Source organism: Enterobacter cloacae complex sp. HYC080_NIDB (assembly GCF_056673325.1).
On the sequence record NZ_CP114212.1, the window covers coordinates 57,375 to 77,179 of the forward strand.

General features: G+C 58.1%; 12 protein-coding genes. 3 read left to right on the forward strand and 9 right to left on the reverse strand.

What is annotated here, in order from left to right:
• Window positions 1-62: 62 nt before the first annotated feature.
• The 8 genes from O1723_RS00270 to fdnG form a co-directional block, all read right to left on the reverse strand.
• A complete protein-coding gene (locus tag O1723_RS00270; RefSeq protein WP_014885742.1) occupies window positions 63-311 on the reverse strand; it encodes a hypothetical protein in 249 nt (82 codons plus the stop codon).
• Window positions 308-8,899 carry a hemagglutinin repeat-containing protein gene (locus tag O1723_RS00275; RefSeq protein WP_333145751.1) on the reverse strand — a complete coding sequence of 2,864 codons (8,592 nt, stop codon included), beginning with the start codon at window positions 8,897-8,899 and terminating at the stop codon, window positions 308-310. Before O1723_RS00275 ends, O1723_RS00270 begins: the two co-directional genes overlap by 4 nt.
• Window positions 8,900-8,918: 19 nt before the next feature.
• Window positions 8,919-9,431, reverse strand: a complete 513-nt coding sequence (locus O1723_RS00280; protein WP_248191072.1) for a toxin-activating lysine-acyltransferase — start codon at window positions 9,429-9,431, stop codon at window positions 8,919-8,921.
• 2 nt (window positions 9,432-9,433) lie between these two features.
• Window positions 9,434-11,128, reverse strand: a complete 1,695-nt coding sequence (locus O1723_RS00285) for a ShlB/FhaC/HecB family hemolysin secretion/activation protein (RefSeq protein WP_023336475.1) — start codon at window positions 11,126-11,128, stop codon at window positions 9,434-9,436.
• A gap of 171 nt (window positions 11,129-11,299) precedes the next feature.
• The gene (gene fdhE / locus O1723_RS00290; RefSeq protein ID WP_014885738.1) at window positions 11,300-12,229 is read right to left on the reverse strand and encodes a formate dehydrogenase accessory protein FdhE; all 930 of its coding nucleotides are present in this window, start codon (window positions 12,227-12,229) and stop codon (window positions 11,300-11,302) included.
• Complete coding sequence (gene fdoI, locus O1723_RS00295) at window positions 12,226-12,861, reverse strand: formate dehydrogenase cytochrome b556 subunit (protein ID WP_008501832.1); 636 nt, start codon at window positions 12,859-12,861, stop codon at window positions 12,226-12,228. The genes fdhE and fdoI overlap by 4 nt, the downstream gene beginning before the upstream one ends.
• On the reverse strand, window positions 12,858-13,760 hold the full coding sequence (fdxH, locus tag O1723_RS00300) for a formate dehydrogenase subunit beta (RefSeq protein WP_008501831.1): 903 nt from the start codon (window positions 13,758-13,760) through the stop codon (window positions 12,858-12,860). The genes fdoI and fdxH overlap by 4 nt, the downstream gene beginning before the upstream one ends.
• A 12-nt stretch (window positions 13,761-13,772) precedes the next feature.
• A complete protein-coding gene (gene fdnG / locus O1723_RS00305) occupies window positions 13,773-16,823 on the reverse strand; it encodes a formate dehydrogenase-N subunit alpha (RefSeq protein WP_086527813.1) in 3,051 nt (1,016 codons plus the stop codon).
• Window positions 16,824-17,194: 371 nt separating this feature from the next.
• On the opposite strand from fdnG, the gene fdhD reads away from it, so the two are divergent.
• The gene (gene fdhD / locus O1723_RS00310) at window positions 17,195-18,031 is read left to right on the forward strand and encodes a formate dehydrogenase accessory sulfurtransferase FdhD (protein ID WP_014885735.1); all 837 of its coding nucleotides are present in this window, start codon (window positions 17,195-17,197) and stop codon (window positions 18,029-18,031) included.
• 114 nt (window positions 18,032-18,145) lie between these two features.
• Window positions 18,146-18,358 (forward strand): YdgH/BhsA/McbA family protein, encoded by a 213-nt coding sequence (locus O1723_RS00315; RefSeq protein ID WP_014885733.1) that lies wholly within the window; start codon window positions 18,146-18,148, stop codon window positions 18,356-18,358.
• Window positions 18,359-18,398: 40 nt separating this feature from the next.
• Here the strand turns inward: O1723_RS00315 and O1723_RS00320 are convergent, their stop codons facing one another.
• A complete protein-coding gene (locus O1723_RS00320; RefSeq protein ID WP_023338881.1) occupies window positions 18,399-19,364 on the reverse strand; it encodes a hypothetical protein in 966 nt (321 codons plus the stop codon).
• 204 nt (window positions 19,365-19,568) lie between these two features.
• Here O1723_RS00320 and O1723_RS00325 point away from each other — a divergent pair, with 204 nt between their 5' ends.
• The gene (locus O1723_RS00325) at window positions 19,569-19,781 is read left to right on the forward strand and encodes a YdgH/BhsA/McbA family protein (RefSeq protein ID WP_014885733.1); all 213 of its coding nucleotides are present in this window, start codon (window positions 19,569-19,571) and stop codon (window positions 19,779-19,781) included.
• The last annotated feature ends 24 nt before the right edge of the window (window positions 19,782-19,805 follow it).

The following is a 19,805-nucleotide window of genomic DNA, read 5'->3' on the forward strand; positions in this document are numbered from 1 at the left end:
GGCCTGCTGTTCTTCCTAACCAGCGAATTATTTAAAATGACAATTTAACAATTTTGATATCGCTATCCCCTAAACCCATTTAATTTTAAAAGATTAGCAATAACAAAAATCGTGCCAGTAAAAGAGCCAATAGCACAGCCAATTTTAATGATTTTTAATATCTCGATTTTTGTTAAATCAAAAGAACCCGTAAGTATCCAAACTAAAATGTCTACCGACAGGGCTATACATAAAAATGTAAATGTAATTCCCATTACACATACGATAAATAGGGTAAGAAGATTTAATATTTTGTCATTAATATATTTCATTTAAACTTATCCTCAATGAATGGTTCAAGTTTTTTACCGCCATATTCGGAGGAGAAAGAGGCTCCAATGTCACCGAAATTACCAGGAATATCGCTTGGTTTAATTTCTTTTGAAATACCATAATCCCCTTTTACTTCAGTAAACTGTCTCAGGTCAGCATTAAACTTCGGATCCCAGCCGCCTTTCCACCAGTTTGCCCCGGCATTAACGCCCCATGAAAGTCCTTTACCAATACCATAACCAATACCCGCACCGACACCATTGATAAGTGCACTAGAAAGTGGGTCTTTATTGTCAATCCAGTTACCCAGCGCACCACCTGCCGCATTCCAGCCCACGGTACCTGTAATTCCGTTCCCCATACTGAATATGTTTACCCAACCAGCGATGGCGACATTCGCCGGGTCAATTGCGCCATCTACCCAATAGCTGACCCCGGCATTAGCGCCAGCACCAAGCCCCCACATTACCTGAGCACCACCGGGCAATAACGCCACGCCACCGCTTGCCAGTGCCAGTCCGACGGCATCCCGTTCATTCATTGCTTTCTGGCAGCTTGCTGAAGAGGGGGCATCTGCACAGCTCGTCATATCAGTTCCGTGCTGTTGTAGCCACGCAACCTGTGCATCCTCACTCCCGGCCATCAGGTTATTCTCAACCACCGTCTTCCCGGACTGCGCCCCCGCAATGGCACTTGCCGTGCCGTCTCCCGCAACGCCGCCTGCTATCCCTGCGGCAAGAGTAGCCAGGGCGCTGACGGTCTGCTTTTCACTTTCGCTCAGCGCAGCAACATCCTTCCCGTACATCTCCAGCGCAATTCCGCCCGCCAGCTCCCCGGCGGCGGCACCCGCCGCACCCGCAAGCGCGTCTTTCCCCTGCATTGCCGCCAGCACCGCATTCGCCACCGCGTGGGCGGCGGCTTTTTCCATCGTATCGTCCAGCCCGGAACGGTGGCCGATAACCTCCGCCACGTACGGTGCGGCGGCTCCGGCCAGTGCGGCGGTCATGTCACCGCCCGCCAGACCCTGAGCGGCAGAGGTAGCCGCCTGGATGGCGCGCTGCATGTCGCTGCCCGTGCCGTATTCTGCCTGCGCGTCACGGTAGGCCTGAGTGTCTTTCAGCTGGTCGGTGGTCATCTCAGGATGTACCTTACGCGCTTCCTCCAGCGCATTTATCTCACCCTGCGTGCGGGCGATATCCGCCACCTGGCTGCCGATTTCCCCGATAAGCTGCGCCTCCTCCATTCTGCGCTGCTCTTTCTCCTTATCGAAGATGGCGTCGATGCTGCCGTTTGCATTCGCCGTGTCGCGGCTCAGGTCCGCCACGTCCTGCGTCTGATGCTCCTTATCGCGAACCACCACCGTGCCGTTTTCAATGGCCGCACGCGTGGTGCCCTCCGCGCTGTCGCTGCTGTCCGCCCCGACCAGCAGGTTGCTCGCCATATTCCCGGCGAACTGCCCCGCGATGCTGCCGCCGGTGCTGCCCCCGGTGCTGATGCCCGCGCTCTGGTGCTCCACGTCGTATTCAGCGGTGTTATGGATATCCCGCCAGCCGAGCGTCCCGGTGTCGAGGCGGTTGTTATCCGCCGTGGCGGTGGAGGCGATAACCGCGCCGTCGAGCTGCGTGTGGCCGCCGACGGTGATGTCGAACCCGCCGGAGCCTGCGAAGATACCGCTCTGCTCCTTCACGGAGGCGTAGTCGCTGTTCATCCTGTCGCGGCTGTAATTAACGCTGGCGGAGCCGCTCATGGTGCCGAAGGTGAAGCTGCCGCCCGCGCTGGCGTTCTTCTGGCTGCTGTCGTAACGGTCGGTGTCCTGTTCACTGGTAATGGTCAGGTTGCGCCCGATATCGGCCAGCACGCTCTCCCCGCTGACCTGCGCCCCGGTGAGATTCGTATCGCGGCCGCTGACGATTGTGAGCGTATCCCCCGCGTTAACCGTGGTTTCGGTGCGGGTGGTGCCGTTGCCGCGCTCGGTTCCTTTGCCGCTGTTCACGCTGGCGGAGACGGAGATGCCCGCACCACCGGAGCCGTAGCCGATACCGACGCCCGCGCTGCCGCCGTGGCTCTCGTTTTGGCCGTCGAGCGTGGAGGTGTTCAGTGCGGAAATCAGGTTCACGTCCCGGCTGGCCTGTAGCCACAGGTCGTTCTGCGCATCAAGCTGGCTGCCGTGAACCAGCAGGTCGCCGTCGGTTGCCACCACGGTGAGGTTATTCCCGGCGGTGAGGCTGCTGCCTTTTGCGGTGGCCTGCGTGCTGGTCTGGGTGGATTTTGACGACTGGCTGCCGTAAGAGAGGCTGATGCCGACGGTGTTGTCGTTGCCCTTCTGGTTGCCGGTGGCCTGGTCGAGCATGACGGACTGCGCGCCCTGTCCGAGGGTCAGTGCGCCTTTCACCGCCTGCAGCGCGGCGAGGCGGTCGTTATCGGTCTCCCTGGCCTGCTTAAGGGTGCTCACGCTGCTGTCGAGAGCACCACCCGCCGCGCCGGAGAGCGCAAGGGTCAGGCCGGAAGATTTTTGCTCCACGGTGTGGGTCTGTGTGCCGCTCTCCGTGGCGGCGGTGATGCTGACGTTTTTCCCGGCGAGCGTCATGTCCTGCCCGGCAATCAGATCCGAACCGTGGACGCTCAGGTCATTGCCCGCGCTCAGCGTGACGCTGCCGTTCACGGAGCCAATAGTGCTGCCGCGATGGGTGGTGTCCTGCGCGGTGTCGGTGACCTTCAGGCTCTGGCTGCCGTAGCTGACGCCGATGCCGCCCGTGCCGGAGAAGCCGGATTTTTTCTCCTGGCGCTGATGGCTCTCCTGGCTGTGCTCCTCCGCCGTGGCCACGGTCAGGCTGTTGCCTGCCGCCAGCCGGACATCGTTATCGCCCACGATATCGCTGCCCTGCACCCGCAGGTTATTGCCCGCCTGCAGGGTGACGCTGTCGCCGCTGAACAGGGCTCCCTGTGCGGTCTCACTGTTCACCACATCGTGCGTGGTCACGGTTTTTTTCGACAGCGCGCCGCTGCTGCCGGTGGACTGATGGTGCGACTCAAATGTGCTGCTGTCGGTGGCGGCGGTGACGGCGATGTCGCGCCCCGCGCTGACGGCGAGGCTGCTGCCCGCCTCCACGGTTGCGGCCTGCGCACTCACGTCGCGGCCGGCCATCATCAGGATATCGCCTCCGCCGGCCACCTCGCTGCCCGCCTGCTGCGTGACGGACTGCTTCAGCCAGTTATTTTTATCCCACGTCAGGTTATCGCTGGCGGAGGTAGTGACGGTGGTGAGGTTCAGATCCCGCCCGGCACTGAGCACCGTCTGGCTTCCACTGCCGCTGTTAACGACCTGCGCGCCGGTCAGGGTGAGATCGCGCCCGGCGTTCAGCATCAGCTTACCGTCATCGCCCTGGACGTAGATCCCCGCCACGCGCTCTACGGTGGTGCGCTCAAAACTTTTTTTCCCGCTGCTGCTCTGTGCGCTGCGGGCGGTGGTGGTGAGGCTGATGTCGCGCCCGGCCGTGGCCAGCACGGCATTTTTGCCGGAAATCGTGCCGCCGGTGTTGTTGATGTCCGAGCGGGCGAACAGGCTGACGTCAGCCCCCTGTATCGTTCCTGCTTTGTTGGTGATGTTGTCGGCGCTGAGCTGCATCGCGTCACGCCCGTGCAGGGTGCCGCTGTTGACCAGGTCGCGGTTCAGGTTCATCACCAGATTCTGGCCCCCCATCAGCGCGCCGGAGCCGTCGATGTCGCCAGGCTGTACGCGCACATACACCTGCGGCACCATCACCGTCTGCCAGCTGCCGTCGGCAAGCTGAACGCGGGTGTTGACCAGCCAGACCATGTCCTCCGTCAGCAGGCTCATCTGTTCGGCGGTGAGCGCCACGCCAGGGACAAGCTGATGCGTCTGCCCGAAAGCAATGCCCGCATCCATCAATGCCCTGAACTGGGTCTCATCGTCGCGGTAGTCGCCCAGGTAGCGGCCGCCGGTGAGCGCGATGATCTGCTCGCGTACCAGGCGCTGCTCGTAATAGCCGTCGCCAAGGCGCTTGTGCACGTTATCCGGATCCGTCATGAACGCATTCTGCATATAATCACTGCCGAGCCACGTCTTGTTGTTGGTGAAGCGTGGATCGGTTTCGATCAGGTAGTGCGCATTCGGATCGGGCAGGGTGTTAAACAGGCTGCTGTCCGGCAGACGGATGTCCGGCCCTGCGGCACGTACCACCACGCCCTGCGCATCGCTGGCGGGCGTTTCAATCCATTTGCCAGGCGCATTACCGGAGGGCAGGGCAGGGGAACCCGGGGAGGTGGTGTCCACACCCACCGCCAGGCTCCCCGTCCCGCTAAGCGTGGTATCTGTTTTGTGGGCGCTGGCGGGGGAAAGGGTCATGCCGCTGCCATCGGCCTGGCTGTTGCCTTCCATTTTGCCCGGCGACAGGGTGATCGACTGGATAACCACAGGCGGGGCGTAGTCCGAGGTGCTTTTTCCCTGCGAGTCGCCACCCTTTCTGGATTTACGGCTGTAGTGTGTGACCGAGCCTGCATCGGTGATCCATCGGCTGCCTTCCGGCATCACGTTATCCACCGAATCGGCGAAGATCCCGAGCGTTCCCCCCGCCACAATCTGGCTTTTATCGTTCAGAACCTGATTTGCCGTAATCAGCATATTGCCGCCGGCGAGGATTTTGCCCGGGTCACTTTCGGCAATCACCTCTTCTTCAATGGTACGGGTGTAGGTGTACTCGTAAAAGTTGTCGTTGTTGGCCCCGGTATCGTCCGGGGTGTTGAGGTTAAGCAGGTGGTCGGCCGAGTTGTGGTCGACGAACACGCCGTCAGCATCCGCATCCCAGCGGGTGGGCGATCCCTTTTGCTGGTACTCGTGGATCTGCTCCGTGGAGATGAGCACCACTTCGGTGCTGAAATGGTCGTTGATGTTGTTGAGCTGGCCGATGGAGAGCGCCATGTCGCCCGCGGACTCAATGGTCGCGCTGTGGTTGTTGAGGGTTTTCGCCTGCCCGATGGCGAAGCCGTTGTCGTCCACGCGCCCGCCGATGGCCATCGCCCCGTCGCTGTAGATCAGCGCGTGGTCGCGGTTGTTGATTGTCTGTGCCCCGATGTCCATGCGCTGGCGTCCGGCGAGGGTCGCTGCCGTTCCGTCCTGGGCGAGGTTATTGAGCGTTGTCGCCTGAATCGACAGATGATCGCCGTAGATGCGGCCGGTACCCGCGTTCGTTAAGGTTTCGGTACGCAGCCACGTCTGGCTGCCGTCGATAAGACCGTAATTACTCAGGCTTGAGGAGAGGGTCAGCCAGGTCGCGCCGGCGGCAATCTCGCCGGACGCGGCATTGAACAGGCTGGCGGCGCTGAGATCCAGTTTTGCGCCCGCCAGCAGGTTACCGCTGTTGGTCACGCTGCCCGGCGTGGTGAAGGTCATGCTGCCGTTGGCAATCACATCACCCGCGTTGTTAAAACTCTGCTGCGTGTGAATCGTCATATCGCCGAGCGACAGAAGCTGACCGTCTCCGGTTAGCGCGTCGGCTTCAAGCGTGACGTTCTCCCCGCCAATAACGACCCCGTCAGCGTTGAGAAGCCGCAAAGCCGGGCCGCTCAGCGACAGCGCCCCCTCGGCGGACAGGTCACCCTGCGTGTTATCCAGGGTTCCGGCATTGGTGACAGATAACGTATTGCCTGCCCGCGTTGTTCCCAGAGCATTATCGAACTGCTGGCTGTTGATTTTCACATCCAGCCCTTCAATACCCTTATCTTCAGCCTGCGTATTGCGATTGATCAGCGAGGCTGCGTTGAGCGTCACCGTTGCGCCACTGCGTATCAGGCCCAGCGTGTTGTCGATCGCCCCCGTTACGGCGTTCACCGCCAGTTCACCGAGAGACTGGATCTGCCCGCCCTGGTTATCAAGACGCTCGAGGTTGAGGGTCATCTCCTGCTCACCCACCAGACGCCCGCCGGAACGGTTATCCAGCGAGGTTGCCCGCAGCGTGAACTCCCCTTTTGCGCCCAGCGTGCCGTTCTGGTTGTTCAGCGCAGCGGTGGCGAGCTGCATGTCCGCCAGGCTGTAAATCGTCCCCTCGCGGTTATCCAGCTGCCAGCCGTGCGTATCAAGAACGAGCCCGCTTCCCTGAATGACCCCCTGACGGTTGTCGGTATCGCTGTGCGTGGCAAGCGTCAGCGTATCCAGGGCATACAGCGTCCCGGCGATGTTGCTAAAGCGCGCGGCGTCCAGCGTGGCCCGTTTTTCGGCGAGCAGTACGCCCGCATCATTTTGCAGATCGGTCGTGGTTATGCTCAGGTTTCCCTGGCTCACGATGCCGCCCGTGTCCCCGCTGTTGCGGTTGCTGATACCGTCAACGGCCAGCGTGAGATCCCTTCCGCTCTGGACCAGCCCGCTGCTGTCGTTATCCAGACGCTGTGCCGTGACGGCAAGATCGCCCTGGGCGACAATCATCCCTTTCTGGTTGTCTATCCGGGATGCGTCTATCCGCGCATCGCCGCCGGATACCAGCGTGCCTTGCGTATTCTCCAGCGACCCCACATGCAGATTCAGCGAACCTGTGGCGCTCAGGGTACCGTTGCGGTTGTCCACGTCCGCGGCCGTTACGACGGTTTCTTTCGCGCTGGCCAGCATGCCGTGCTGATTGCTGATGCTGCCGGCGTTGACGTTTAGGGTGCCGAAGCTGACGATGCCGCCAGTCGTCAGGGTCGTGTTGTTTGACAGGCGGTTCCCGTGAGTGTCGACGATCATGTCCGCCCCGGACTGAATTAACCCTTCGTCGTTGTTCAACCCGGCGCTGTCGAGCGTCAGGGTATCGTGGGCGGCAATTGTCCCGCCGACGTTAGCCAGCGCGTTGCGGCTGGTTAGCCCGACGCGGCCGTGTTCCGCGCTGATAAAGCCGCTGCTGTTGTTCAGAGTGTCGGCGCTCAGGCTGATACTGCCTGCTGCTGCCAGTTCACCCTCGCGGTTGTCCGTCAGGCCAGCCGTTTTTATCGTCAGGGCGCTGCCGGTATCGGCGGCAACGATCTGGCCTTTACGGTTATCCAGCGACGCGGCGTTGACGCTTACCGTGGCGTTGGCGGCAATCATGCCTTCGCGGTTATCAATGCCGTCCTGATGGTTCAGCGTCAGACCCCGCGTGCCGCTCTGGCTTATCTGGCCTTTCTGATTTTGCAGGCGTTTTGCCGTGAGCGTGAGCTGGTCGGCGGCGAGCAGGCCGCTGCTGTTATCCAGCGTGCCGGTTGCCGTGGCGCTGAGTGTGTCATTCGCGATGACTTCCGCACCGGCGGTGCTGAGGTCGCCTTGTCCGGCGTTAAGGGTAATGGCGTTGGCCTGCGTCACGCTGCCTGATGCATCCAACCCCTGCCCCGTGGACCTGATGTTGCCACCCGCCACATTCAGTCCATGCATCTCAAGTTTGCCGCTGGCGTTGAGCGTCAGATCGCCGTCGCGGCCCGTGGTGCCATCGGGCTGCACGCCTGCTGCCAGCGTGCCGGTGCTGGCAATCGTTTTGCCCGTCAGGCTGACGTTGCGCTGTGCAGCGAGGGAGCCGCTGTTTTGTATGGCGTCGGTGCCAGAAAGGGGGACGTCAGCGGAAGACCAGACCGTGCCGCTATTCTCAATACGCCCGTCGGCGGAGAGGGTGACTGTTCCGGCTTCTGCGCCAATATTGCCCGCGTTGCGCACGCCGACGCCTTTTTCCGTCCCGATCAGACGGATTTTCCCGGCGTACATGCCGCCGACCTGGGAGACATCCAGCGCCATGACGGGTTTTGCCGCACCGTTATCCGCAAGGGCGGTCACCTTTTCATGCGCCGCATCCACCGTGTTGCGCCCGGTAGTGACGCGTAAATCCTGCGCGTGAATCGCCGCATTCACCTGAACCGCCCGGGCGATGATATCGGTGTGCGCCTGCCCGGAGGTATCCAGCCCGTTGCCGTTCACGGTAATCTCACCGCGCTCCACCTGATACCCGGTTATCCGGCCATCCTGCATCTGCGCGGTACCGGTCGTCAGCGTGGCGCGCCCGGCGTTGATAAAGCCGCAGCCGTCACAGGTAATGCCCGACGGGCTGGCAATGATCACGTCGGCCTTTTGTCCAGCCACCTCAATGTAGCCGTTGAGCTGGCTCGGGTTGCGTGCGTTCACCTCGTTGAGGATGACTTTAGCCTCGCCTTTCGCCAGCCACGGGTTGGCGGTCACCATTCCGCCGAGTTCGGTTGAGGTATTTTTATGGGCGTTATTGAGGATGGCCCCGTCCCGGCCAACGTCGAACTGACTGTAGGTGTTGCGGGACACGCCGCCTGCAGACGGGGTCTGGATATTCACCTGCGTCGTGCCGTTAGCGGTGCTGATCACGGTGGGCTGCTGTTTACCGGGCGCGGAGGCGTCCGCCACAATCCCGGCGGCCTGCACCGTGACGGCTCCAGAGGCCAGCCACAGCGCAAGGCTGAGTGCGCCGACGCGGCAGACAAGACGCTGAAGCGCGTGCCCGATCCCGGAGGAAGACGATCCGCCCGAACAGCCGCGCGCCAGCTCCGAAACGACCATCAGCATGCCGCGGGCTTTATTAAAGACGATACGGTACAGACGTTTATTCATGGTGAAATCCTTTTTATTTTTATCCGTGCAGCGGGTGCGTGTGTTTCCAGTTCAGCAGCGCTTCGCGCGTGACCTGCCTGCCATAAAACGTTTTGATACGACGGTCTTTCTCATTGCCGCGATGCCACAGAAAGCGCGCAACGTGATGCGGAAAAATCTCCTCGCGTACCAGGCGAAACAGGGCTTCCGCGTGCCCAAAGGGGGCAATAAAATCGCGAAACCACATCCGATCGCCGTTACACCAGTCTTCTTCCGGCAGGACGACCGTCTCCTGGGTGAGATAGCGGCGTTCGGCTTCTTCGCTCATCCATGCCCAGCTCAGGAAAAAGATCGGGCGTCCTTTCTCCTCTACCAGCACGTACTGCTGGTGTTTAATGATGGTCAAGAGCACCACGGGCAGGACGTGCAGCGGCGCGTCACGGTGGTTAAGGGAATGCATCCAGAGCCAGACCGACGCGCCCAGCACTTCGGCTTCACTCAGCGCGACGTCCTCGAGCTGGGGACAATGAACCGTCAATTCGCCGTAGCGCATACTCAGAAATCCATGTTGAGGTTGAAGCCGAAGGTTGCCGGGCTGGTTTTAAAACCGTCCGGGTGGGAGAACGGCACGCCCGCGAAGGCGTCGTATCCCACTTTCCAGAGCGCACCGCGCAAGCCCGCGGCGCCACCGGCCAGATGGTTGCCCGTCAGGTACTCCGTGCCGTTGCCAGCGACCTCACCGTAGTCGGCAGCCAGATAGAGCTCGGTTCCGGCAAGCGGGGTCTGCCAGGAGAGATCGTTTCGAACCAGCCAGCCGCGATCGGCGTTGAGCGTGCGTTCACCGTCGAAGCCGCGCACCGTCCAGCGCCCGCCGATGGCGAACTGATCCTGTGAAGTGAGCGGCGTGTTGCTGGTCTGACGCTGCCAGGCTACGTCGTAACGCAAGTGCTGCGTGCTGAGTGCGAACGGCAGGCTCAGGCGTGCGTTGGTGCGAAGAATTCGGCCCAGCGCCGTGGCTTCATCGAACGTTTCTTCGGGGGCTGGCTGGGCGCCAAACCATCGCGTGCCGCGCTGATAGTTGATGCCTGCATCAAGCGTTGCCGGGCCGATATAGTGGCGATGCTGAAGCCCGGCCTTCCAGGAGGAGACGTGGCGGCGCTGAACTTCCACTTCCGTGTCGTTGATGTAGTTTTTCGTTGTCCGGCTCTCCACGTCCCAGGTGAACGTGGTTTTTTGGGCGCTGCTGCGATGCAGAACCCGGCTGGCCTGCGCCACCAGACTCTGGCTTTTGCCGCTGTAACGAATGTCGCCGTTTAGCCCCGCCACGGTCTGGTGATAGTGGTAATCGCTGCCGGTAACGGAAAATGCCCACCAGCCCACGGGAACAGACCAGTGGGCGCTGAGGTTTTGGTTGCCTTTTTCCGGCCCGGTTTGCAGGTCATGGTTCATGGAAAACCAGAAGAGATCGCTCAGCGCCAGCGGGTTATCCAGCGACAGCGTTAGCCCACCCTGATAGCGGCCCGTTGACGACGAGCCAGAATCATCAAGCGACAGGCCAAGCCGCCAGAATTTGCTCTGCTGGCGGGTTATCACGATATCGCTCTCACCCGGCTGTTCAGCCGGAACGATATCCATCTCAACCTGGACGGTGGGCAGGCGCTGGAGGTTCTCCAGACCCTGCTCGATATCCCGCAGGTCGAGCAGATTACCGTCATGTGCCGGGAAGGCGCTGTAAAGCCATAACCCGCGACGGCTGTTATCGGTCAATGTGACGTGGCGTATTTTCCCCGGAATAACGGCCAGTGTTAAATGGCCGCTTTTTAAATCCTGAGCGGGAGCCAGCACGCGTGCGGTTGTCCAGCCGTGGGCGATCAGCCGGTTTTGCAGCAGGCTCATCACGTGGTTGATACCCCGTGCGCCGAGGCACTTCCCGACGGCCTGATTCGCGATGCGCTGCAGCGGTACCCAGTGCGGGAGGGCGTTATGCCCCGTCAGCGTCACGTCATGGATGGTGAAGCAGGGCGTTTCGGCGGCAAATTCGCCGCTTTCGTTACGTGTTGCCGGAGATTGCAGCCGAACGTCAGGCGCCTGGGGCGTCAGTTGGGTTTCCAGCGCCTGCTGACGCTGCTGTTGCAGGATAAACGGTTCATCACCCGGTGCGGCGCTGGCACCCGATGAAAGGCTGAGAACAGCACAGATAAAAAAGCCGGTGCGCTTCGTTGCGACTGGTCGAAATTCCCTTTTCAACATTTTCCCTTACAAAATGTAATGTTTTCTTGCAAGGGATCGTGACGAAGTCACAGCGACTTTTCTACGCGTAGCGGCTAAATAAAATCTGAAAGTGGGGGAAAGTACGGAAGCGGATTAAAGCGGGTATGACTGGCCGGGCAAGCTTGCGCCGCCCGGCACGGTTACGGGAGATTACTCCCCTTCACCCGGGAACAGGAACGGGTTGATTGAGCTGCGGGCGAAGCCCTCCTGCTCCATTTTGGCGTCCAGAATCAGCGAGGCGAGATCGTCGGCTACCGCTTCGACTTTCGGGTCTTTTTCCTGATACAGAATCTTCAGGTAGGTCCCACAGTCGCCGCAGCTTTCAGCTTTCACTGCCGCTTCTTCATTTTCCAGCGACCAGTAGTTGAGATCGCGGGTCTGCTCGCAGTTGCTGCACTTCACGCGCACCACGTGCCATTCGGTTTCGCACAGGTTGCAGTGCAGGTAGCGCAGCCCTTGGGTGGTGCCAATCTGTACCATGCTGGAGACCGGCATGGAACCGCACACCGGGCAGAACTGGCGCGCTTCGCCGTACTCGGCGCGGGCTTTGCCGGGGATCAGGCTTGCCATCTGCGCCCAGTAGAGCGACAGTGCCGCCCAGATAAACGGCGCTTTATCACTGCTGACCAGCGAAAAGTCGGAAGCAAACAGCGCACTCGCCATCTCTTCCAGCTCCTGTTCGGACGCTTTTTCCAGGTTCTCAATGACCGCAAGCGCAGTACCGCTCATTTCGGGCTTCAGCTCGGCAATCAGCGAATGCAGCAGCTTGTGCCAGTGCTTGTCGCGCGGCAGGACGTGAATATCCAGCGGCGGCTTGCCCTGCTCATTGGCTTCTTTGATGCGCGCAGTCAGGTCCATTTGCAGTGGGTGGTCGTACAGCACCACTTCCTGCGCGTGGGCGACAAGCGCAGCAAAACGCAGAAAATCGCCCAGCGGGTTGTTCTCTGCCAGCTCGCGCAGACGCTCTGCGCGGCGGTTGTAGAGGTTCTTGAGTCTGGGGAATAACAACGGCGGAATATACTCCGCCGTACGTTTCTCGCTCGACCCCAGCTCATCTTGCGGGATTATGCGAATACTCATTCAGATGACTTTTCCTGTTTCTGGCGGACTTCACGGTACCAGCGCGGGTGATGTTTCTTCGCCCACGTACTGGTTACCCAGCCTTCCACCATCGCGGTAATGGTGCCTTTCACCCAGAGGGCAGCGTAAATATGCACCATGATAACCACAATTAGCGCCACTGCGGCAAATGAATGCAGCATCAGCGCGAATCGGATCACCGGGATTGAGAAAGCAGGCGCAAAATACGGACGCCAGATGATCACGCCGCTGACCAGCAACAGGACCAGGAAGATAATCGCCGCCCAGAATACGCATTTCTGACCGAAGTTATAACGCCCGGTATCACCTACTTCCTCGTTGACGACGATCTTACGAATATTCTTCGCCCAAAAGATATCATCCCGATTGATTAGGTTATGGTGCCAGTAGCGGAAAAACATGATGATGAACGACGCGAACATGATGACGCCAACAAACGGGTGCAGTATACGCGCCAGTTGTGGTGTCCCCATGATCTGCATCAGCCAGTTGAAGGAGGGGAAGAAGAACCCCAGCCCGCTTATCGCCGCCAGCATGAAGCAGAAGGCGGTGACCCAGTGGTTGATGCGTTCCGGCGCGGTGTAGCGCACGATGGTGTCACGTTTTCTCATTTGCGCACCTCGTCTTTCTCTTCATGCAGGTTGTCGTCTTCCTCTTCCGCACGGTTCGGACCGACGCCGACGTAGTGGAAGATGCTCGCTGCGAAGGTGGCAGCAAAACCTACCGCGGCCAGCGGTTTCCAGATGCCTTTCCAGAACTTCACGGTGGCGCTGATTTCCGGGTTCTCCGGCAGGCCGTGATACAGATTCGGCTTGTCGGCATGGTGCAGCACATACATCACATGCGTACCACCAACACCGGCCGGATCGTACAGGCCCGCATTGTCGTAACCACGGGTTTTCAGCTCGCCCACGCGCTCTGCCGCCAGCGTTTTCATATCCTCTTTAGAGCCAAAGTGGATAGCGCCGGTTGGGCAGGTCTTCACGCACGCGGGCTCCTGGCCGACAGTGACGCGGTCAACGCACAGCGTGCATTTGTAGACGCGGTTGTCTTCCGGATTCAGGCGCGGTACGTCGAACGGACAGCCCGCAATGCAGTAGCCGCAGCCGATGCACTGCTCGGACTGGAAGTCGACGATGCCGTTGGCATACTGAATGATAGCCCCTTCTGACGGACATGCCTTCAGGCAGCCCGGATCCGCGCAGTGCATACAGCCATCTTTGCGGATAAGCCATTCCAGTTTGTCGTTCTGCTCCACTTCCGAGAAACGCATCACCGTCCAGGACTTGGCGGTCAGGTCCGCAGGGTTGTCGTACACCCCAACGTTGTGACCCACTTCGTCACGCAGATCGTTCCACTCAGAGCAGGCCACCTGACAGGCTTTACAGCCGATACAGGTGGTCACGTCGATAAGTTTCGCCACTTCCTGCTGGTGGTCCCGCGCCTGAGGCGCGGGCGTGAAACCGTTAGTCGCGGAACGACGGATAATGTCTTGAGATTGATAAGCCATAAGTCGTCTCCGTTACACCTTTTCCACGTTCACGAGGAAGGCCTTAAACTCCGGCGTCTGCGTGTTCGCATCACCGACGAACGGCGTCAGGGTATTTGCAATGAACCCTTTCTTCGCCACGCCCTCATAACCCCAGTGAATTGGGATGCCGATGGTATCCACCTGCTGACCATGAACGTTCAGCGTGCGAATACGCTTGGTCACCACCGCCTTGGCTTTAATGTAGCCGCGGTTAGAGGAGACCTTCACGGTATCGCCATGGGCGATGCCGAGCTTGTTCGCCAGCTTCTCGCCGATCTCCACAAACTGCTCCGGCTGCGCGATGGCGTTAAGCAGCGCGTGCTTGGTCCAGTAGTGGAAGTGCTCGGTCAGACGATAGGTGGTGCCCACGTACGGGAACTTGTCTTTTTTACCCAGCGCTTCAAAGTCGCCCTTGAAGATACGCGCTGCCGGGTTAGAGACCACGTTCGGGTGCAGCGGGTTAGTGCCCAGCGGCGTCTCAAACGGCTCGTAGTGTTCCGGGAACGGCCCTTCTGCCATCTTATCAATGGCAAACAGACGTCCCATCCCTTCAGGCTGCATGATAAACGGTCCGACATCGCTGCCTGGTGCGGCAGTGCTGTAGTCCGGAATATCCACGCCGCCCCATTTCGCGCCGTCCCACTTCAGAAGCTGACGCTTCGGATCCCACGGGTTGCCCTGCGGGTCAGCGGAGGCACGGTTATAGAGGATGCGACGGTTAAGCGGCCACGCCCACGCCCAGCCCAGCGTATTGCCGAGGCCCGACGGGTCGGCGTTGTCGCGGTTGGCCATCTGGTTGCCTTTCGGCGTCCAGCTACCAGCGAAGATCCAACAGCCGCTTGACGTGGTACCGTCATCGCGCAGATGGGCGAAGGTACTGAGCTGATCGCCTTTCTTCGCCAGCACGGTGCCGGTGGTCGGGTCGATAACATCCGCCAGCGCCTTACCGTTGCTCTCCATCGCCACTTCTTCCGGCGCAGGATTTTCAGGCGTCGAGTAGTTCCAGGTCATGTTCAACACCGGTTCCGGGTTCGCGCCACCTTCAGCCGCGTACATCTTACGCAGGCGTAAGAAAATACCGGCCAGGATCTCGCCGTCGTTCATGGCGATGCCCGGGGCGTCCGCACCTTTCCAGTGCCACTGCAGCCAGCGGCCGGAGTTGACAATAGACCCGTTCTCTTCCGCGAAGCAGGTAGATGGCAGACGGAACACTTCAGTCTGAATCTTCGACGGATCGACGTCATTCGATTCGCCGTGGTTCTGCCAGAAGGTCGAGGTTTCAGTATTGAGCGGGTCAATCGTCACCAGGAACTTCAGTTTCGACAGGGACTCAACAACCTTGTTCTTGTTCGGGAACGAGGCCACCGGGTTAAAGCCCTGGCAGATATAGCCGTTGACCTGACCCTGATGCATCATCTCGAAGTACTGAAGCACGTCGTAGCCTTTGTCCCACTTCGGCAGCCAGTCAAAGCCCCAGCTGTTTTCCGCCGTCGCCTTGTCGCCGTAGAAGGCTTTCATCAGCGAGACGAAGAACTTCGGATAGTTGCCCCAGTAGTTCACCTGGCCTTCGAGCAGCGGTTTTGGCGTGCTGGCCGTCAGGTAGGTTTGCAGGTCGGTTTGTTTCTCGCTTGGCAGGTTCATATAACCTGTCAGGCTTTGAGACAGCAGGCCGAGGTCGGTCAGACCCTGAATGTTGGAGTGACCGCGCAGGGCGTTCACGCCGCCGCCTGCCATGCCCATGTTGCCGAGCAGGAGCTGAACCATCGCCATGGTACGGATGTTCTGCGCACCGATGGAGTGTTGCGTCCAGCCGAGGGCGTAGAGGAACGACGCGGTTTTATCTTTCGCGCTGGTTTCGGCGATCAGCTCGCAGACCTTCAGGAAGTCCGCCTTCGGCGTACCACAGATGTTTTCGACCACCTCCGGCGTGTAGCGGGAGACGTGCTCTTTCAGCAGGTTCCACACGCAGCGCGGGTGTTGCAGGGTGGTATCGCGTTTCGCAAAGCCTTTCTCATCCAGCTCGTAGTTCCAGCTGGTTTTGTCGTACTTGCGTTTTTCGGCGTCGTAACCGCTGAACAGGCCATCTTCGAAGTGGTAATCCTCACGCACGATCAGGCTGGCGTTGGTATAGGCTTCGGTGTATTCGCGGTTGTATTTTTCGTTGGTCATCAGGTACAGCAATACGCCTGACAGGAAAGTGATGTCAGTACCTGAACGAATAGGGGTGTAGAAATCCGCCACTGACGCTGTACGCGTGAAGCGGGGATCGATCACAATCAGTTTCGCACCGTTGTGGATTTTGGCTTCCATCGCCCAGCGGAACCCGACAGGGTGCGCTTCAGCGGCGTTACCACCCATCACCACAATAAGGTTGGCGTTCTTGATGTCGACCCAGTGGTTGGTCATCGCACCGCGACCAAATGTTGGAGCAAGACTTGCTACCGTTGGTCCGTGTCAGACACGCGCCTGGTTGTCGACCGCGAGCATACCGAGTGCGCGCGTAAATTTCTGGGTTAAATAGCCGGTTTCATTACTGGACGCTGAAGCACACAGCATCCCGGTGGAGAGCCAGCGGTTGACCGTCACGCCGTCGGCGTTCTTCTCAATGAAGTTCGCATCACGGTCTTCTTTAATATGTTTAGCGATGCGGTCAAACGCCTCTTCCCAGCTGATTTGCTGCCATTTGTCGGAGCCAGGCGCACGATATTCAGGGAACTTCAGGCGGCTTTCAGAGTGGATAAAGTCCACCAGACCGGCCCCTTTCGGACACAGCGCGCCGCGGTTGACCGGGTGATCCGGGTCACCTTCGATATGGAAAATAGACGCTTTGGCGTTTTTAGCACCGTCGCCGAGGCTATACATTAACAGCCCGCAACCGACAGAGCAGTACGTACAGGTATTACGGGTTTCACGGGTGCGCAGCAGTTTATACTGCCGCGTTTCCGCCAGCGCGACGCCGGGCGCAAAGCCCAGTGCTGCTGCCGTTGTGCCTGCCATACCGCCAGCGCAGATCTTAAAGAACTGCCTTCTGCTGACCTGCATGGGTCACTCCTTGTTTCGACATTGCTTACATATGTAGTTTTGACTTCGCGGTTGAAGAATGACCGCAAAGGAAAAAATTTGCGTTAATCCCTCATTTCTCCGAGGGATATCATCAGAATACCACAGTGTCGGTACACCTGTTCTAATGGCGTTAATACAAAGTGAACGTATTATCACCATGTTGATTATAAAGTGTGATACAGATCACGCTATTGCTTCTGCATGTTAAAGCGGTGTAGCGCTGGCCGGGTTGCACCCCTTCTAAATGAGTAGGAGAATGATTGTCGAAAAGTTGATCCATACTATGCGTAAGGCCTGTTGTTTATGCTGCAATAGCAGGCTCACCTCCGTGGTTGTTCAGGAATACCGCTGTGTCTAAACAAAACCGTGCTACCCACTCGTCGCCACTGCCTGCAGGCATTGTGGAACTGTCGGTACGCAGACCGCCCCACATTACCCACGCCACGCCCGATTTGCTGGCGGAAGAAGTGCCTGTTGCGCTTGTTTACAACGGTATTTCGCATGTGGTGATGATGGCTTCGCCGAAAGATCTCGACCTGTTCGCCATTGGCTTTTCTCTCTCGGAAGGCATTATTGCGCATCCGCAGGAGATCTACGGGATGGACGTGGTGAAGGCGTGTAACGGTCTTGAAGTGCAAATCGAACTCTCCAGCCGTCGCTTTATGGGATTGAAAGAGCGCCGCCGCGCGCTGGCCGGACGCACCGGCTGCGGCGTGTGTGGCGTTGAGCAGCTCAATGATATCGGCAAGCCCGTTGCGCCATTGCCGTTTACCCAGACCTTCAATCTGGCACACCTTGATCATGCGCTTGAGCATCTCAACGACGTACAGCCCATCGGCCAGTTAAGCGGTTGTACGCATGCGGCGGCGTGGGTGTTGCCGTCGGGCGATATTGCCGGAGGGCATGAAGACGTGGGCCGCCATGTCGCGCTGGATAAGCTGCTGGGACGCCGGGCGCGAGAAAGCGAGGTCTGGCAACAGGGCGCGGCGCTTGTTTCCAGCCGTGCAAGTTATGAGATGGTGCAAAAGTCCGCAATGTGCGGTGTGGAAATCCTGTTTGCGGTATCGGCGGCCACAACGCTGGCGGTGGAAGTGGCGGAGCGCTGCAACCTGACGCTGGTCGGGTTCTGCAAGCCGGGAAGGGCAACAATCTATACCCATCCACAGCGATTAATAGTTGATCAATAATTTTGAATGTTTCAGGCAAAACCTTCCGCTTTTAGTTGTTCGGGATGAGGTCTAGTATTTATCTCATCAAGGCACGGTGCCTTACCAAAACAACTTAACGAAAGGGTTTATATCATGAAAAGCATCAAAACTTTTGTCGCTGTAATCGCTCTGGCTGCTTCTTTCGGTTCTTTCGCTGCACAGACTGTGACCGCAACCGCCTCTACCATTGACGGTGCAGAAGCTAAAATCGCGGCACAGGCTCAGGAAGCGGGTGCATCATCCTACAAAATTACCCAGGCATTCACGGGTAACCGCGTACACATGACTGCTGAACTGAATAAATAAGCCAGTCACACCGTCGAAAGAGCGCCCCCGGGGCGCTTTTTTATTTTTTCTCTTTTTTAACAATATCTTTTCTATCCTGAACCTCTACCAGGGAATAAAAAGGCGCGACGTTTTTACAGGTCAGACGCCAGATCCCGTAATCCCGCTTTTTTGGCGTAAACACGCGATAATTACCTTCACCTACCATCATAAAGCGCGCATTGGGATAGTCGTTGAGAATTCGATATTCATTGTTACAGTAAAACGTATCCCGAGTGTCGTAATCGATTGTCACATTGAGGACGTATTCAAGCACCCGGCTGGTATTGACGTTATAGGCAATAAAGAAGATATAGCCAGCGCAGAAAAGGGGGGCAGAAATCGCCATGACGTTAAACTGGACCGATGAATTCTGCAACAAGGGAAGCGCCATCGTGAATAGCAGAAATACCATGGAAAAGAATAAGGTGCAGAAGATTAAAAAGAACCCAAACGACGTAATTTTATTGAAAGTCGCCTCGTAGGTGACATCCGTGACGTCCATAAAGACCTTTCGCGCCAGTATGTAGCAGATGAAGGAAATTAACAGCCATACACCACGTGTAAGGGTGAAAGCCTTTTTTGCAATTTTCTTTCTGTCATCATCCACGGCGTCCAGATAGAGGGTGATGGAATAGTAGATACATCCCACCGTCCCGATCGCGAGCGTGACGGGTAGCTCCAGGCCATTTCCGGCGAAATATTTAAATGCCACGCACGATGTTAAAAACAGCAGAGAAGACATCAGCGTCGAGCCCGCTATTTTTTTGTATTCACTCCATTCCATTTGGGACAGCTGCAACAGCGTGAGGGGTTTTATGCGTGAGGAAATGATGATAGCGCAGGCTATCAGCATGGCCATCCAGACGAAGACGGGCATCGCTTTACTGTTAAAGGGCGTTATGACAAAAATGGCGCCCGCATAAGCGATAAAATGGACGGCAGTACTATGTCTGATGAGGAATGAGGGTTGTTTTCTGCTTTTCATTGGCGTTTTTCTCCCTGAAAAAGGCTGACGTTCAGGACATCAGGAAACAGATATCAGCGCAATGCATAACGTTTTTTTTGAGTTCAGTAATTTTGAATGATAATAGCAAATCCTTCCGCTTTTAGTTGTTCGCGATGAGGTCTAGTATTTATCTCATCAAGGCGCAGTGCCTTACCTGAACAACTTAATGAAAGGGTTTATATCATGAAAAGCATCAAAACTTTTGTCGCTGTAATCGCTCTGGCTGCTTCTTTCGGTTCTTTCGCTGCACAGACTGTGACCGCAACCGCCTCTACCATCGACGGTGCTGAAGCTAAAATCGCGGCACAGGCTCAGGAAGCGGGTGCATCATCCTACAAAATTACCCAGGCATTCACGGGTAACCGCGTACACATGACTGCTGAACTGAATAAATAAGCCAGTCACACCGTCGAAAGAGCG